Here is a 15,634-nt window from a genome sequence, read left to right on the forward strand (position 1 = left end):
CCGCACCCCCCGTTCCTTCAGCTCCGGTGGATAGCGACGCTGGGCAGGGTGAGGGGAACTGGATCGACCTGACATGGACTCCATCCTTTCCAACCGATGAAGTCTCCATCAATCCCGGCGCGGTTCACCCAGCAGGACACGAGACCAATCGACACCACCAAAGTGCCCCGCAGAAAGGGCGACACACAGACCCACCCCGTGCCGGCGGGAGCAGGCAACGTCCCCGCCGGACGCTGGTGACCCGCCCCAGCAGGTCACGGGTTCGGGTGGGCAACAAGCGCAGGCCCACCCAACCCGGCGCCGGGTGGGAGGCACCGACAAGCCCACCGACCCAACCAAAACAAACCCGCACACCCAGCAGGACACGAGACCAATCGCCGAAGCCCACCGACCCAGCCAAAGCAGGCCCGCACACCCAGCAGGACATAAGGCCAATAGGTAAGGGGCGTTCCGTTCGTCTCGCCCAGGTCGGTCAGGTGGACCATGGCGGCGCTGTGGGTATGCCGAATCGGGGCCGTCTGCCGGGGCGTGGGGTATCGGGTGCGGCGCAAAATCGGTTGATCGGGGAGCGACGGCCTTGGAGCGTATGGGCAACGCCCGCGGTTGTCGCTTCTCGCGTGTCACCGTTCCGCGCGACCCGTCAGCGCGATCGCCCCGCCCACCGCGCCGACCCGCGCCGTCTCGTAAGGAGTGCCCTGTTCCATGCCTTCCGACGGAAAAGATGCCGATCATGCCCCTGGTTCCCTAGAAACGCCCCGTAGCGGGAGAGCCCGGTCACTGCGCCGGCTCACGCCCTACCTCCGTCCCTACATCCTGCGCCTGGTCCTCATCTGGCTCGCCACCATGACGGGCCTCGCCACCAGCGTCGCCATCCCGCTGGTGGGCAAGGAGATCATCGATGGCCCGGTCGGCCAGGGGCACGGCGACGCCCTCCTCCCCCTCGGACTGCTCGCGCTGGCCCTCGGCGCCGTCGAGGCGTTCCTGACGTTCGTACGCCGGTGGACGCAGACCAAGGCGGTGCTCGGGCTGGAGACGGCGATCCGCGATGACCTGTACCGGCACCTGCAGCGGCTGCCGATGAGCTTCCACGGCGACTGGCAGTCGGGCCAGCTGCTGTCCCGCGCGACGACCGACCTGTCCACCATCCGGCGGTTCTCGGGCTTCGGCCTGCTGTTCCTCGTCATGAACCTGGTGCAGCTGGTCGCGGTGACCGTGCTTCTGCTGCGGATGTACTGGCCGCTCGGTCTGCTCATCGTGGCGGCCGCGGTGCCCATTTTCGCCGTGTCGCTGCGGTTCGAGAAGAGGTACCGCCGCGTCTCCCGCCAGGTGCAGGACATGCAGGGCGACATCGCCACCTACGTCGAGGAGGCGGCGCTCGGGATCCGCACGGTCAAGGCGTTCGGGCGCAGGCCGCACGTGTTCGCCGAGTTCGACACCGCCGCGCGTGACATCCACCGGGTCTCGATGGACAAGGTGCGGCTGGCGTCCCGTTTCTTCACCTTCCTGGAGGTGATCCCGAACGTCACCCTGGCCATGGTGCTGCTGCTCGGCGCGCTGGCGGTCGGCGCGGGGACGCTGACGCTCGGCACCCTGGTGGCGTTCATCACGCTGATGCTCCAGCTCGTGTGGCCGATCGCGTCGCTCGGGTACATCCTGGCGATGGCGCAGGAGGCGATGACCTCCGCCGACCGGGTCATGGAGGTGCTCGACACCGAGCCGGACATCGTCGGCGGCACCGAGGTGATCGACCGGCCGCGCGGGCACCTGCGGTTCGAGGGTGTCGGTTTCCGGTTCCCCGGCGCCGACCGGCCGGTGCTGCGGGACGTCTGGCTGGACGTGCGGCCGGGCGAGACGGTCGCGATCGTCGGGGCCACCGGTTCGGGCAAGACGACGCTGACCGCGCTGGTGCCGAGGCTGCTCGACGTGACCTCGGGCCGGGTCACGATCGACGGGCGGGACATCCGCGACCTTTCGCTGCCGGCGTTGCGGTCCATGGTCGCGACCGCCTTCGAGGAGCCGACGCTGTTCTCGATGAGCGTGCGGGAGAACCTCACGCTGGGGCGGGACACGGTGACCGAGGAGGAACTACGCGAGGCGTTAGAGACCGTGCAGGCCACCTTCGCCTACGACCTTCCGTGGGGGCTCGACACGCGTATCGGCGAGCAGGGCATGTCGCTGTCCGGCGGCCAGCGGCAGCGGCTCGCCCTGGCCCGCGCGGTGCTCGTCAAGCCCAGGATCCTCGTGCTGGACGACACCCTCTCGGCGCTCGACGTGGAGACCGAGGCCCTGGTCGAGCAGGCGTTGCGCGGGGTGCTCGCCGACGCGACCGGCCTGGTCGTGGCGCATCGCGCGTCCACGGTGCTGCTCGCCGACAAGGTCGCGCTGCTCCGCGACGGCACCATCACCCACCTCGGCCTGCATCAGGAGCTGCTGTCCCAGGTCCCCGAGTACCGGGAGCTCCTGGCCCAGGACGCCGACTTCGACCACGAGGAGGCGCTGCGATGAGCGGCACGGCCACCGAAGCGAAAGACGGCGCGCGGGCGGGCGCGGCCACCGAACCGGGGCGCTGGCGCGGCGTCGCCGCCGAGAAGCAAGACGAGCTGCCGGACAAGGTGTCACTGCTGCTGCGGGCCCGGTCCCGCAGGCTGCTCGGCGACCTGCTGCGCCCGCACCGCCGGGCCATCACCCTGCTGATCGCGGTCATCGTGGTCTCGAACGCGGCCGCGCTCGCGATCCCGTACCTGGTGAAGGTCGGCATCGACTCCGGCATCCCGCCGATGCTGCGGCACGAGGGCACCGGGACGCTGCTCGCGACCGTCGCGGCGATCCTGGTCGCCGCGCTGACCCAGGCGTTCACCCGGCAGGCGTTCCTCCAGATCTCCGGGCGGATCGGGCAGGACGTCCTGCTGGAGCTGCGCCGCCGCGTCTTCGACCACTTCCAGCGGCTGTCGCTGGCGTTCCACGAGCGGTACACCTCGGGGCGGGTCATCGCCCGGCTCACCTCCGACATCGACGCGATCGCCGAGATGCTGCAGTCGGGCTTCGACAGCATCGTGACCGCCGTCCTGACCATGTTCGGCACCGCGGTCCTGCTCCTGGTGCTCGACCTTCCGCTCGGCGCGGTCGCGCTGGTACCGCTGCCGATCCTGTTGCTGTTCACCCGGTGGTTCCGGCGCGAGTCGAGCGTGGTGTACCGCCGGACTCGTGAGGCGGTGGCGCTGGTCATCGTCCACTTCGTGGAGTCGATGACCGGCATCCGGGCGGTCCAGGCGTTCCGCAGGGAGCCGCGCAACCAGGAGATCTTCCAGGAGCTCAACACCGGCTACCGTGACGCCAGCGCGCGCGGCATGCACCTGGTCGCGGTGTTCATGCCGGGCATCAAGCTGATCGGCAACCTCACCGTCGCGGTCGTCCTGCTGTACGGCGGCCTGCTCGCACTCCACCACGCGGTCACGGTGGGGGTGCTCGCCGCGTTCCTGCTGTACCTGCGGCAGTTCTACGAGCCGATGCAGGAGATCTCCCAGTTCTACAACACGCTCCAGTCGGCCGGGGCGGCGCTCTCGAACCTCTCCGGGGTGCTGGAGGAGCGACCCGAGGTGGCCGAGCCCGACCATCCGGTGCCGCTGCCCCGCCCGCGCGGCGCGGTGCGGTTCGAGGGGGCCGAGTTCTCCTACATCGACGGTGTGCCGATCCTGCCCCGGCTGCATCTGGAGATCCCCTCCGGGCAGATCGTGGCGCTGGTCGGCGCGACCGGCGCGGGCAAGACGACGGTGGCGAAGCTGATCGCCCGTTTCTACGACCCGACGGCGGGCCGCGTCCTGCTCGACGGCGTCGACCTGCGCGACCTCGACGAGGCCACGCTGCGCCGGGCCGTGGTGACGGTGACGCAGGAGAACTTCCTGTTCACCGGCACCGTGGCGGACAACATCAGGTTCGGCCGCCCGGACGCCACCCCGGCCGAGATCGAGGAGGCGGCCCGGGCGATCGGCGCCCACGACTTCGTCGCGGGACTGCCGGACGGGTACCAGACCGAGGTCGGCAAGCGCGGCGGCCGCATGTCGGCCGGTCAGCGGCAGCTCGTGGCGTTCGCGCGGGTCTTCCTCGCCGACCCGGCGCTGGTGATCCTGGACGAGGCGACGTCCAGCCTCGACGTGCCCAGCGAACGGCTCGTCCAGCGGGCCCTGCGCACCGTGCTCACCGGCCGGACCGCCCTGATCATCGCCCACCGCCTGTCCACGGTCGAGATCGCCGAACGGGTGCTGGTCATGGACGCCGGCCGCGTCGTCGAGGACGGCCCCCCGGACCGGCTCATCACCGAGGCCGGCCACTACGCCGGGCTGCACCGCGCGTGGCTGGACAGCCTGTCATAGCCGGGGCCCGATCTCCTCGTCCTCGGGGTCGTAGGGCAGGAAGGAGGCCCCGAGCCGCGCCTGCCATCCGACGGTCAGCAGCCGGCCGTCCCCCTCGTCCGGAGCCGGTGGGAGCAGGCCGATGTCGATCGGGGTGCCGTAGGCGACGGTGAGGAACCGCGCAGGGGTGCCGAGGCTCATCGCAGTGCCGCCCTTACCTCGGCCTCGCCGATGAGGGGGTCGTTGCTCGGGCCGTCGTCGGGGAAGGACGGCAGGGCCCGCGCGGTCGCCGGTGGGGCGGGATCCGGCGGCACCGCGTTGTGGTACTCGGGGAAGGCGGCCTGGTAGTCGATCATCGCCTGGGTGATGTCGGCCTCGGCGAAGCGGGGACCCCAGAACTGGGCCGACACCGCGAGCCCCTGCGCGTACCCGATCGGGAAGCTGACCATCGGCCAGCCGAGCGCGTTCGGCACCTGGTAGTAGGCGCGGAAGACCGGGAAGCCCGCCCCGCCGGACCGCTGGCCGATGACGTCGCCGATCGACATGACGAGCATGAAGTCCACCCCGTGGTCGCGCAGCGCCGTGGCGTAGTTGCCGATCAGCCGCCGGCGCCGCTGCTCGCCCTCGTACCGCACGGCGCCGGAGATGCCGCCGTTGAACCGGTCGGCGGCGGCGAAGCTCGCGGCCGCCTCGCCGGGGGCCCGGCGGCCGTACTGGCCGGTCAGCGTGGCCACCGCGGCGGCCGACGGGATGCCGCCCGCGCAGAAGTCGGCGACGGCCGAGGCGAAGCGCACCTCGTACCGGTTGGAGTTGACGACCGCGGCGGACGGCGACACCGGCGAGCCGTCCACGGTGGCCAGCACGTCGGCGGAGGCGAAGTACGGGTTCTGGGACGGGTCGGTCATGTCCAGGCCGGGGAACTGGACGACCCGGGCACCGAGGCTCTGCAGCTGTCCGGTCAGCCGGTTGAAAGCGGCGAGGTGGGCCGCGCCGTAGGTGGACTGCGGGCTGACGCCGACCTTGATCGACCCGCCGGCGTTCATCCAGTCGGTCTGCGGGATGCCGATGGTCATGCCCTGGAGCGGCCTGCGCCCCCGGCGCGGGGTGAGGGGGATCGCGGGGAAGGGGTCCGGCGCCGAGAGCGTCTGCGGGTCGTTGACCGGGTCGGGGCCGAGGATGGTGGCGAGGATCAGCGCCGAGTCGCGGGCGCTGCGGCTCAGCGGCCCGAGCACGTCGTAGCCGGGGGACAGCGGCATGACGCCGGCGATCGAGACGGTGCCGAGGGAGGGCTTGATGCCGGTGGCACCGTTGGCGGCCGAGGGCATGATGATGCTGCCGCCGGTCTCCTCGCCGATGCAGGCCGCCGCCAGCCGGGCCACCGGCGCGACACCGGAACCCTGGCTGGACCCGCCGGGGACGTACGCGGTGTTCCAGGCGTTGCCGGCGAAGGTGCCGGTGATGGAGCCGGAGAAGGCCGAGCAGATCGTGCTGCCGAGCAGGACCACGCCCGCCGCCCGCAGCCGGGCGACCACGACGGCGTCCTGGAGCGCGAGGTTCCCGGCGAACGCGGCCGAGCCGTTCTGCGCGGTGAGCCCCTTGATCCCGACGGAGTCCTTGATCCCCATGGGGATGCCGCACAGCAGCGGCACCGGTCCGCCGCCGCGCCGGCACGCCGAGATGCGCTTGTCGGCGGCCTTGGCGGCGGCGAGCGCGCCGGCCTCGTCCAGGCGGACGAACGCGTTGTAGAGCCCGTTGTTCCCGTAGGTCTCGAAGGGGCCGTTGAACGCGGCGATGCGGTCCAGATAGGCCCGGGTCAGCTCGACGCTCGACACCCTGCCCGCCCGCAGCAGCGCCGCCAGCTCCAGGATCTCGTGGTCGACCAGCCGCGACCGGCGCGGGATGTCCCGCACCGAGGGCAGCGACGTGGCGTCCGAGATGTCCCTGCCCTGACCGGGCCCCTTGGCCTCCGGCCCCTTCGTCGTGACCCGCGCCGACGCGACCCCGCCGCCCAGGGTCACGCCCAGTGCCGTGCCCGCGGCCGCCGCGCCGGCGCCGCCGATCAGGAACCGGCGGCTCAGCGTGGGCCGGCCGCCGTCCTCGACGGTCTGCCCGGTCTCGCCCGCGTCCTCGTGTCGTCCCACGTACGTACCTCGTCTCTGCCGTGGTTGTCGCACGCGAACCGGGCACCGAGGGCCACGGCCCGGCGGCACCCGGAACGCCAGGCGAGACGATAAGCAGAGATCGTTTCAGCCGCGTACTCAGATCATCACGCCGACATTTCGGGATTATTCGCCCTTATCCCGTTAAATCTGACCAGCGCTATGAGCAGGTGCCGGTCTCCGGGGCGCAGAACGTGACCTCGGGGTAACGCGCCGACGGTCCCTCCAGCAGGGGTTGCGGCTTCTCGCGCAGGTGCAGGTCGAAGAAGGCGCGGACATACCTGCGGGTGATCTCCACGGAACGGGTGCCCGGGAGCTCGCCACCGAGGTCGACGCCGATCTGCCGGCCGAGCATGTCGTAGTCGGTGAAGGACGCGTGCACCGACCCGGTCACCACGAGCCAGCGCTTCCACCCGGTCAGCAGGTTCCAGTCGCGGTCCCACGTGGGGTCGTCGCCTCCGGTACGGTGCGCCGGCTGGCCCATGAACATGAACGGCCGCGACAGGCCTCCCGGCGGGATCGTGGCGAACATGGTGCCGTCCAGGTTGACCCCGGCGCGCACCCGGGGGTTCGTCAGCAGGACCTCGACGGTGCTCGCGCCACCGAGTGAGCTGCCCGCCATCGCGATCTGGGCCGGATCGATGAGCGAGCCGAACCGCCACTTCGGGTGCGGCCCGGTCAGCTCGTCCAGGACGAAGGACACGTCGGCCGCGCGGCTCTTCACCACCTGCTCGCCGAAGTCCCCGCCGGACTCGATCTCGCACGCGGCGCAGGTGGTGACCCGCCCGTCGGGGAAGGTCGTGGCGAAGCTCTCGTACGTGTGGTCGATCCCGGCCACCGCGTACCCTCTGCTGGCCAGTTCCTCGGCCACGGACGTGAGCGACCCGGCAGGCCAGGTGAAACCGGGAGAGAGCACCACGAGCGGCAGGGTGTGCCGCCGCCCGTCCGGTCTGGCGCCGACGGTGGCGTTGGTCCGCGTCCTGCTCAGGATGTCGACCGGCACGCCGGTCACCCCCGTGCCCTTCAGGAGGAGCTCCGACTCCTTCGGCGTCATGTACCGCGCCCGCCGACCGCCCGGTGACGTCGCCGGGTACCACAGGGTGACCATGAGCTCCCGCGCCTTCACCTCGGGGACCCAGGGGTCGGGCCGTGAGGTGTCCTTGAGGTACAGGGACGTGGTCCCCACCGGATGGGGCCCGGTCGGCGCGGGCAGCCTCGGCGTGGCGACGCGACCGGCGGGCGTGGTCGCGAGCCCGGCAGGCGTGGCCGCGAGCCCGGCGGGGGTGGCCGGGGGCGGTGGGCCCGCGGCGGCGGACGAGGGGAGGGCGGCGGCGACGAGGGCGAGCAGCCCGGCGACCGCGGTCAGGCCGCCGCGCAGGACCGGGTTCCGCCGCCCCCGGCCGAAGGAGGTCCGGCCCTGGTTTTCCGGCATCGGATGTGATCGTGACATGCGCACATCCTCCGGGCCCGGCCCGGCGCCCCACATCGGACGAAGGCAGGAGCCGTGATCATACTTTCGGCCGGTACGACCGGCGCGAGGTCAGCCGCGCAGCGCCGCGAAGAAGCCGCGGATGTCACCCACCAGCAGGTCGGGCGCCTGGTGCGCGGCGTAGTGGCCGCCCCGGTCGTAGGTGTTCCAGGACACGATGTTGGCGTGGTCGCGCTCGGCGTCCGCCCGGATCGGCCGCGTGTCGAACGGGAACTGCGCGAGGCCGAGCGGGACCGTGGTGGGACCTTCGGGGGGTTCCTGCCGCTCCTGCTCGGCGTAGATCCGCGGCGCCGACCCGGCCGTGCCCGTCAGCCAGTGGATCGAGACATGGGTGAGCAGGACGTCGGGATCGAGGCCGCGCATCACCTGGCTGTTCCAGGCGAGCAGGCCGGCGGGCGAGTCGCACAGCGCGTGCGCGAGGGTCTGCGGCTGCTGCGCGTGGACGTGGTGGTAGGCGCCCATGTTCCGCTGGAAGTGGCGCAGTCCCTCGATGAGGGCGCGGTCGCCGGGCGTCAGCTCGGCCCGGTCCAGAGGGCTCGCGGTCGGCGGGAAGTACGCCGACTCCCCGTCCGGGAGCGAGAAGAGCTGCGTCACGTGCACGCCGACGACCTCGTCCGGTGCGATCCGCCCGAGTTCGGGGGAGATGTAGGAGCCCCAGTCGTTGCCGGCCGCGCCGTAGCGCCGGTAGCCCAGGCGCCGCATCAGGCTCGCCCACGCACGGGCGATCCGGCGCGGGCCCCAGCCGGTGTCGGGGGTCGGCCCCGACCAGCCGAACCCCGGCAGCGAGGGCACCACCAGGTCGAAGGCGATCGCGGGGTCCAGTCCGTGCCGGCGCGGGTCGCTCAACGGCCCGATCACGTCGAGGAACTCGGCGACCGAGCCCGGCCAGCCGTGGCTGAGCACCAGCGGAAGCGCGCCCGGCTCGGGGGAGCGCACGTGCAGGAAGTGCACGTTGGTGCCGTCGACCGTGGTCGTGAACTGCGGGTGTTCGTTGAGCCTGGCCTCCCACGCGCGCCAGTCGTACCGGTCCCGCCAGTGCTCGACCAGCGCACGCACCTCGGCGCCGGAGACGCCGTACCCGCCCGCGCCGTCCGCCGGCTCCGGCGCCCAGCGGACCCGGGCCAGCCGGTCGCGCAGCTCGGCCAGCTCGCCGTCGGCCACCTCGACACGGAACGGCCGCACGTCCCCGCCGACGGCGGTGGCGGTGGCGGTGCTCATCGGGCGTGGTCCGCGCGGGACGTACCCATGACCGGGCGCACTTCCACGGCCGCGAACCGGGCGTCGGGGAAGCGCGCCGCGATCTCCATGGCGCGCTCGGGGCTCGCGCAGTCGAGCAGGAAGTACCCGGCGAACTGCTCCTTGGCCTCGACGTAAGGCCCGTCGGTGGCCACCGTCCCGCCGTCGCGCACCCGGACGGTCGTGGCGCTCGCCGGGTCGGCCAGGGGCGCGCCCCCGATCAGCTCGCCGGACTCGGAGATCTCCTTCATCAGCGCCTCGAACCCCGCGCTCATGTCGTCGCGCTCGTCCTGCGACATCGCCAGCGCCTGGGGCGTGCGCAGGAAGGTGGGATGCCCCCAGTTCTGAAGATTCGCGTAGATCAACACCATGTATTCCACGGCAGTTCCTCACATCGGTGGCGGCCCCGATCGGGCCCCTCTGAGCACAGGTCGGAACACCGTCCCCGCTCTCGACACCTCACCCCCACCAATTCCGGCAAACCCCTATCTTCGATTCTCCGCGACCGTTCCGCCCCCGGCGAGGACGGCACCGTCACGCGGCTCCCCGTGGTACCGGTCCCGGCTTGACGGTGACGGCGCGGGCGCGGGTACCGTGGGCGGCATCCGATGATCACCTGGAGGACCGTTGGCAACGCCAGAGCCGGACGAGATCGTGGACAGTCCCACGGAGTGGGTGGCCAAGCATGTCAGGCGCTATGTCGAGTCCGACGGGCGGGACGGCGCCCGCAACAACGGGTACGACACGCTGCTGATCACCACCCGGGGGCGGAAGTCGGGAAAGCTGCGCCGCACCGCGTTGATCTACGGGCGGCACGGCGACGACCACGTGGTCGTGGCCTCGAACGGTGGCTCCGACCAGCACCCCGCCTGGTACCTCAACCTGCTGGCGAACCCCGAGGTCGACGTCCAGGTCGGCGCGGACAAGTTCACCGCCCAGGCCCGCGCGACCGACGGCGAGGAGAGGGCCGAACTGTGGACGATGATGGTTTCGGTCTTCCCCGTCTACACCGGATACCAGGAGAAGGCCCACCGGACGATCCCCGTGGTCGTCCTCCGGCGAACGGCCGACGTCCATGACGGATGACCCTGGAAGACCCGTCGTCATCCTGAAGCCCGCCCCCCACGGGTCCCGCCGGATCTTCACCGAGGCGGCGTTCAGGGCCCTGCACGAGCGGTTCACCGTGGTGGACCTCGAAGCGGACGACTCCCCGGAGGCGTTCGACCGGGCGCTGCCCGACGCCTTCGCGATCGTCGGGCAGCCCGACCTGCCCCGCGAACGGCTCGCCCGCGCCCCCCGGCTGCGCGCGCTGCTCAACGTGGAGGGGAACTTCTACCCCAACGTCGACTACGAGACCTGTTACGAGCAGGGCGTCCACGTCCTCGGCTGCGGCCCGGCGTACGCCCAGGCGGTCGCCGAGTACTCCCTCGGCCTGGCCCTGGACCTGGCACGCGGGATCAGCAGGGAGGACCGGGCCTTCCGCGCCGGGCGGGAACGGTACGTCGCCGACGGCAACGGCGACGCCATCCTGCTGCGGAACGCCGACGTCGGCCTCGTCGGCTTCGGCAACCTCGGCCGCGCGCTGCGCACCGTGCTGACCGGGTTCGCGCCGGTCATCCGGGTCTACGACCCGTGGCTGCCGGACGGCGCGCTGCGCGAGCACGGCGTAGTGCCCGCGGGCCTCGGGGAGGTCCTCGCCAGGAGCACCTTCCTGTTCGTCCTGGCGACGGTGACCGACGAGAGCCGCCACCTGCTCGACGCCGAGCACCTGGCGATGGTGCCGCCGGGCGCCAGGATCATCCTGGTCAGCCGGGCGCCGGTCGTCGACCACGACGCGCTGGTGGCCGGGGTCGCCGAGGGGCGGTTCCTGGCCGCCGTCGACGTGTGGCCGGACGAGCCGGTGCCGGCGGGCCACCCGGCGCGCGGGCTGGAGGGCATGGTGCTGTCCGCGCACCGGGCCGGGGGCATCCCGGCGGCGTTCCTCGAGATCGGCGAGATGGTCCTGGACGACCTCACCCTGATGGCCCGCGGCCTGCCGCCGGCCAGGATGCAGGTCGCGGCCCGTGAACTGGTCGGCCGCTACCGCAACCGCCCGGTCGACGGGCCCGGATGACGGCTCCCGGCGGCGTGCCACCGATCCCGCACGGCCGCCCGGCGCCGGTTGCGGTTTCCGCCCGGAACGCGACGCGGCCCCCCACCGCCGGTGGGGGGCCGCTACGGCCGTCGGCCGCGTGGTCGCGCGGGGTCAGCCGGTCGCCGGGGGTCAGTCGGTCGCCGGGGGGATGTTCTGGTTGAGGCGGAACAGGTTGGCCGGGTCGTACTGGGCCTTGATCTTCCGCAGCCGGTTCCACGTCGCGTCCGGGTAGGCGCTGCGGACCCGGGAGCTGTCCTCGTCGGCCAGGAAGCCGACGTAGGCGCCCTTGTCGGTCTGCTCGAGGGCGTCGGTGAAGCCGTCGACCCAGGCCTCGCGGATCGGCCGCTCCTCGGCGCTCTCGTAGAACGCCGCGACGTTCGCCAGGATGTGGCTGTCGCGGTGGGCGAACGCGGTCGCGTCGTTCGACACGCGGGCCATCTGGCCGCCCAGCACCCGGAGCTGCACCGCGCGCATCACGGCGTCGGAGGCTTCGAGGTACTCGGCGATCATCTGGGCCACGCTCAGGTCGACGGTGTCGAGGAACATGGTGCGCGCCACCGCCGTCGACTGGTCGGGGCCCTCCTCAGGGGGGAACATGCCCGAGTACGGCATGGTCTGGACCATGTCGAACAGGGGGGTGGCCAGCGCGCGGAACGGCGCGATGACGGCGTCCCCGTTCTCGGCGTCACCCGAGTAGGCCATGAAGGCCAGCAGGATCAGCTTGCCGTGCATCTCCTCGGGCAGGAACGGCATCGGCGGGGCGGGCATGACGTTGACGATGGTGGACAGTTCCTCGGGCGCGGCCCCGGCCTCGGCGACGAACCCGGCGATGATCTCCGGCGTGGCCGGGAGGATCAGCATGCCGCCGACGATGGGGCCCTGCTGGTGCAGGTCGTAGCGCAGGCGGGTGACGACGCCGAAGTTGCCGCCGCCGCCCCGGATCGCCCAGAACAGGTCGGGGTGGTTGTCGGCGTCGACCTGGAGGATCTGGCCGTCGGCGGTCACGATCTCGGCGGCCAGCAGGTGGTCGATGGCCATGCCGCGCTTGCGGACGAGGAACCCGATCCCCCCTCCGAGGGTGATGCCGCCGATGGCGACGGACCCGGTGTCGCCGAAACCGGTGGCCAGGCCGTGGGCCTCGGCCGCGAGGGTGTACGCGCCCGCGGTCACCCCGGACTGGGCCCAGGCGGTGCGTCCTTCGACGTCGATGTCGATCGCGTTCAGGTCGCGCAGGTCGAGCACGATGCCGCCCTCGGTCACGCTGTGGCCGGCGTTGCTGTGGCCGCCGTTGCGGACGGCCAGCTCCACGCCGGTCTCGCGGGCGTAGGCGATGACGGCGGCGACGTCCTCGGCGTCGGCGACCCGGGCTATGGCCGCCGGCCGGCGGTCGAAGCCGCCGTAGTGGACGGCGCGCAACTGGTCGTAATCGGTGTCATCCGGCTCGATCACCCGGCCCTTGAGGGCAGCCTGGAGGCGCGAGATCGTGACGGGCGAGACATGCATAAGGGAACTCCTTCGCGGCGCCTTCTTGCCTGCCGCACGTCGCTGACAGAAAATGCCGTGCTCATGTTCCCACGATGACGGAGCCATCGATGAGGGATTCTCCTTTATAAATCATCTCTGCCGGAGAATCGACTTTCAACCCGAATAGGGGTGGGGTACCCGTGGCCATCGAATGGCCTTTCACCTGCGGAAACTCTCGTGACGGCCGCTCGTACCCCTAGAGAAATAGGGGTACCCCCAGATCGCCGGGCGGCGGCGTACCCCCGGGGGGCCTGATGGGCCGCGGGAGCCCCCGTCCGCCACTGAATTCGATTCCGGCCGGGCCTTGTACGGCGCATACCCGCGGACCATTCACCGCCCGGCGGGCCGGCGCCGGGTGGCGGCCCCGGACGCCCGCCGCCCCGAATACGGAATAATGCGGCCATAACGCACATATCCGGTGTCATCGGGCGGCACGGCAAGGGACAGGCAGATGAAACTCACGGTTCTCGGCGGCAGCGGGGCATGGCCCACGGCGGAGGAGGCGTGCAGCGGGTTCCTCGTCGAGCATGACGGGTTCCGGCTGCTGATGGACGTGGGGTACGCGACCCTGCCCCGGCTGCTGGGGTTGCCGGCGGCGGATCGTACGCCGGCCGGACTCGGGACGACGGGCTCGCGCGACACCACGCATGGGCAGGGGAGCACCGGAGGCGGGATGACGGCCGGGCAGGTCGACGCGGTCCTGATCAGCCATGGGCACCCCGACCACTGCGCCGACCTCAACCCCCTGCTGCGGGCGAGGACGTACTGCGCGGAGCCCGCGCCGCCCCTGCCGGTGTACACGCTGCCCGGGGCCCTCGACGCGGTCCTCGCCCTGGACCGGCCGGGCATGCTCGACGACGCCTACGTGCTGCACGACTTCCAGGCCGGCGACCGGTTCGAGGTGGGGCCGTTCACGGTCGGCACGCGGCTGCTGCCCCACTCGGTGCCCAACGCGGGCCTGCGCCTCACCGCCGGGGGCAGGACGCTGACCTACACCGGGGACAGCGGCCCGAGCCCGGAGGTGGTCACGCTGGCCCGGGACGCCGATCTCCTGGTGGCCGAGGCGACCTTCCTTGACCCGCCCCCCGGCGACGCCGCCCGGTACCTCGGCAACGCCCGCCAGGCAGGATCGCAGGCCGCCCAGGCCGGGGCCGCGCGGCTCCTGCTGACCCACCTGCAGCCAGGGACGGATCCGGACCGCGCCCGCGAGACGGCCGCGGGCACGTTCCCCGGCCGGGTGGGCGTGGCCTCGGGCGGGCTGACCGTGGACCTCGGCTGACGCTCGGGACGGCCGGTACGGTGGCCTAATTTCTGGCTATGTGGCGGTAATCGTCGGCTGATGTGCAGAGTGTCCAAGGTAGGGCGGCACGTCGGGATTGATACGTTGCAGACCGTAGTCGATCGAGGGCCATAGGTGCGCGATGGCAGATCCGAGGTTCCCTTCCCCGGCGCGGGAGCCCGCCTCGTCCGCGACGGTCACGGCCGGGGGCCGCCGTACCGCCGCGATCGTGGCCCTGCCCGCCCTGATCGCCGCCGGTGTGATCCTGGTCGTCGTCGGCGGCACCCGCAGGGCCGAGCCGCCCCCCGCCCCCCTTCCCGACCCGGCACCGGGCGCGGCGGCGAAGGCGGCGGCGCCACGGTCGCACGGGGAGCGCCCGGCGGTCCGCCACCAGCCGGGCCTGCGGGCGTCGAGCATCCGCGTCCCGGCCCTCGGGGTGACCGCGAGGATCGGCAGGGCCGAGGTCGAGGACGGCGTCCTGGTCCCGCCCCGGGTGCCCGGCGAGGTCGGCATGTGGGCCGGGTCCGCTCCCCTGGAGGCGGCCACGGGCGAGGTGACCATAGCGGGGCACGTGAGCTGGGGCGGGATGGCCCCCTTCGCGTTCAGGCGCCTCGCGCGCCTGCGCCCCGGCCAGCTGATCTACACCGCGGACGCCCACGGGCGGCAGAGCGCGTGGCGGGTCACCGAGGTCACCGCGCTGTCGAAACGGGCGGGAACCGATCCCACCGCGTTCGCGGGTCCCGCCGGCCCGCGGCGGCTGGTGCTGATCACCTGCGGCGGCGCCTTCGACGCGTCCGCCCGCTCCTATGACGACAACGTCTATGTGTTCGCCGTTCCAGCCTGACCGGACATCGGAACCAGGGCGATACCGTCGAACGACCTCGGGATCACGACGGCGATCGGGAACCCGGGGCGGGGCAGGTGCGGCCGGTCTCCGGAGGGGCCGTCCGGGCGCTCGTATCGCAAGTGCGATGAGAAATCCCTTGGTAACGATGCGATTGCCATGGCAGGGAGATATCAAGGTCCGAATATGCGAAGGTAGGGTGATTGTTCGTGACGACGTTTCGGATCAGCGAGGCGGCGGTGCTGCTCGGGGTCAGCCCCGACACCGTCCGGCGGTGGGTCGACGCCGGACGGCTGACGGCCCGCCGCGACGAGCACGGCCACCGGCTGGTCGACGGCACCGATCTGGCCGCGTTCGCGCGCGCCCAGATCGAGGCCGAGGACGGCTCGGGATACTCCTCGGCGCGTAACCGCTTCCGCGGCATCGTGACCGAGGTGATCAAGGACGCGGTGATGGCCCAGGTGGAGATCGCCGCCGGCCCGTACCGGGTCGTCTCGCTGATGAGCCGCCAGGCCGTGGACGAACTCGGCCTCGCGGTGGGGGTGGTGGCGGTCGCTGTGATCAAGTCCACCAACGTCGTCGTGGAGATCCCCGACCACGCTCGCTTAGCGAGTCAGTAA

13 protein-coding genes are annotated in these 15,634 nt (G+C 72.0%); 7 read left to right on the top strand and 6 right to left on the bottom strand.

Translation table 11 applies throughout. The annotated features are described in order from the left end of the window. The first annotated feature begins 702 nt into the window (after positions 1-702). Entirely contained in the window at positions 703-2,505 is a 1,803-nt protein-coding gene (locus tag NYZ98_RS25650) for an ABC transporter ATP-binding protein (protein ID WP_262845782.1), read from the top strand. Further along, positions 2,502-4,370: an ABC transporter ATP-binding protein gene (locus NYZ98_RS25655; protein WP_262845784.1), complete on the top strand. Its 1,869-nt coding sequence runs from the start codon at positions 2,502-2,504 to the stop codon at positions 4,368-4,370. The genes NYZ98_RS25650 and NYZ98_RS25655 overlap by 4 nt, the downstream gene beginning before the upstream one ends. Here NYZ98_RS25655 and NYZ98_RS25660 read toward each other — a convergent pair. The 5 genes from NYZ98_RS25660 to NYZ98_RS25680 form a co-directional block, all read right to left on the bottom strand. Next, complete coding sequence (locus NYZ98_RS25660) at positions 4,365-4,550, bottom strand: hypothetical protein (protein ID WP_262845786.1); 186 nt, start codon at positions 4,548-4,550, stop codon at positions 4,365-4,367. The two genes, NYZ98_RS25655 and NYZ98_RS25660, sit on opposite strands and share 6 nt — an antisense overlap. Further along, positions 4,547-6,490 carry an amidase gene (locus NYZ98_RS25665; RefSeq protein ID WP_262845788.1) on the bottom strand — a complete coding sequence of 648 codons (1,944 nt, stop codon included), beginning with the start codon at positions 6,488-6,490 and terminating at the stop codon, positions 4,547-4,549. Before NYZ98_RS25665 ends, NYZ98_RS25660 begins: the two co-directional genes overlap by 4 nt. Positions 6,491-6,668: 178 nt before the next feature. After that, positions 6,669-7,958, bottom strand: coding sequence for an alpha/beta hydrolase family protein (locus tag NYZ98_RS25670; RefSeq protein WP_262845790.1), 1,290 nt, complete (start codon positions 7,956-7,958; stop codon positions 6,669-6,671). Positions 7,959-8,048: 90 nt separating this feature from the next. After that, on the bottom strand, positions 8,049-9,215 hold the full coding sequence (locus NYZ98_RS25675) for an epoxide hydrolase family protein (protein ID WP_262845792.1): 1,167 nt from the start codon (positions 9,213-9,215) through the stop codon (positions 8,049-8,051). Beyond that, entirely contained in the window at positions 9,212-9,604 is a 393-nt protein-coding gene (locus NYZ98_RS25680) for a YciI family protein (protein WP_262845905.1), read from the bottom strand. Before NYZ98_RS25680 ends, NYZ98_RS25675 begins: the two co-directional genes overlap by 4 nt. 256 nt (positions 9,605-9,860) lie before the next feature. Here NYZ98_RS25680 and NYZ98_RS25685 point away from each other — a divergent pair, with 256 nt between their 5' ends. Both NYZ98_RS25685 and NYZ98_RS25690 read left to right on the top strand, forming a co-directional pair. Beyond that, a complete protein-coding gene (locus tag NYZ98_RS25685) occupies positions 9,861-10,319 on the top strand; it encodes a nitroreductase family deazaflavin-dependent oxidoreductase (protein ID WP_262845794.1) in 459 nt (152 codons plus the stop codon). Continuing rightward, positions 10,309-11,346: an NAD(P)-dependent oxidoreductase gene (locus tag NYZ98_RS25690; RefSeq protein WP_262845796.1), complete on the top strand. Its 1,038-nt coding sequence runs from the start codon at positions 10,309-10,311 to the stop codon at positions 11,344-11,346. The genes NYZ98_RS25685 and NYZ98_RS25690 overlap by 11 nt, the downstream gene beginning before the upstream one ends. A 150-nt stretch (positions 11,347-11,496) precedes the next feature. Here NYZ98_RS25690 and NYZ98_RS25695 read toward each other — a convergent pair whose 3' ends face one another. Further along, on the bottom strand, positions 11,497-12,870 hold the full coding sequence (locus NYZ98_RS25695; protein ID WP_262845798.1) for an FAD-binding oxidoreductase: 1,374 nt from the start codon (positions 12,868-12,870) through the stop codon (positions 11,497-11,499). A gap of 472 nt (positions 12,871-13,342) precedes the next feature. Here NYZ98_RS25695 and NYZ98_RS25700 point away from each other — a divergent pair, with 472 nt between their 5' ends. The 3 genes from NYZ98_RS25700 to NYZ98_RS25710 all read left to right on the top strand — a co-directional run bounded on the left by NYZ98_RS25700 (position 13,343) and on the right by NYZ98_RS25710 (position 15,634). Continuing rightward, a complete protein-coding gene (locus NYZ98_RS25700; RefSeq protein WP_262845799.1) occupies positions 13,343-14,170 on the top strand; it encodes an MBL fold metallo-hydrolase in 828 nt (275 codons plus the stop codon). 142 nt (positions 14,171-14,312) lie between these two features. Beyond that, the gene (locus NYZ98_RS25705; RefSeq protein WP_262845801.1) at positions 14,313-15,014 is read left to right on the top strand and encodes a class F sortase; all 702 of its coding nucleotides are present in this window, start codon (positions 14,313-14,315) and stop codon (positions 15,012-15,014) included. Positions 15,015-15,223: 209 nt separating this feature from the next. Further along, entirely contained in the window at positions 15,224-15,634 is a 411-nt protein-coding gene (locus NYZ98_RS25710) for a helix-turn-helix transcriptional regulator (protein WP_262845803.1), read from the top strand.

It is taken from the genome of Sphaerisporangium corydalis (genome assembly GCF_025506355.1).
GTDB classification, from domain to species: domain Bacteria; phylum Actinomycetota; class Actinomycetes; order Streptosporangiales; family Streptosporangiaceae; genus Sphaerisporangium; species Sphaerisporangium corydalis.